Origin of the sequence: Paracoccus sp. S4493 (assembly GCF_000967735.1) — a bacterium.
GTDB classification, from domain to species: Bacteria; Pseudomonadota; Alphaproteobacteria; order Rhodobacterales; family Rhodobacteraceae; genus Paracoccus; species Paracoccus marcusii.
In genome coordinates this window covers 1-749 of sequence record NZ_JXYF01000309.1, presented here as the reverse complement: position 1 = coordinate 749, position 749 = coordinate 1, and the positions used below count along the sequence as shown (strand labels likewise).

Annotated in this window: 1 protein-coding gene and 1 pseudogene; both read left to right on the top strand. The window is 67.7% G+C overall.

What is annotated here, in order from left to right; all coding sequences use genetic code 11:
- A pseudogene (locus TW83_RS22170) lies at positions 1-169 on the top strand (primosomal protein N' (replication factor Y) - superfamily II helicase); the annotation flags it as partial.
- A gap of 23 nt (positions 170-192) precedes the next feature.
- Positions 193-749 (top strand): PfkB family carbohydrate kinase (locus tag TW83_RS17355; RefSeq protein WP_045984041.1); only part of this gene is annotated, 557 nt, incomplete at its 3' end.

Below are 749 nucleotides of genomic sequence, written 5' to 3'. Positions count from 1 at the left end.
GCCGATCTGGGCGGCGGCCTATCGCTACAACGGCGCAAGCTACCGCTTCGTGGTCAATGGCCAGACCGGCAAGGTCATGGGCGAACGCCCGTATTCGGCATGGAAAATCGCCGGGGCCGTCGCCGTGGCACTGGTAGCGTTAGCAGCCATCCTGTATCTGACCCAATAGGGCCGAACCGAGGGGGACCGACCATGATCCTGTGCGCAGGCGAATCGCTGATCGACATGGTGCCGTCCGACGGCACCTTCCGCCCGCTGGCCGGCGGCGCAGTCTACAATACCGCCATCGCGCTTGGGCGGCTTGGCCAGGACACGGGCTATCTGTGGCCGATCAGCCGCGACCCTTTCGGCGACCAGATCCTGCGGCCGCTGGCCGAGGCCGGGGTGAACACCGACCTGTGCCCCCGCACCGACCGGCTGACCACGCTGGCGCTGGTGACGCTGACGAACGGCGAGGCGCGCTATTCCTTCTACGACGAGGGCTCCGCCGGGCGGATGCTGCTGCCCGAGGATATCGGGCCGCTGCCTGATACCGTGACCGCGCTCTTCGCCGGCGGCATCAGCCTGGTGCCCGACCCCTGCGGCGGCACCATCGAGGCGTTGATCGCGCAGCATCACGACCGCCTGCCGGTGATGATCGATCCCAACATCCGGCCGTTCTTCATCACCGATGCGGGCGCCTATCGTGCCCGGCTGGCGCGGCTGATGCCCATGGCCGACATCGTCAAGCTGTCGGCCGACGATCTGGA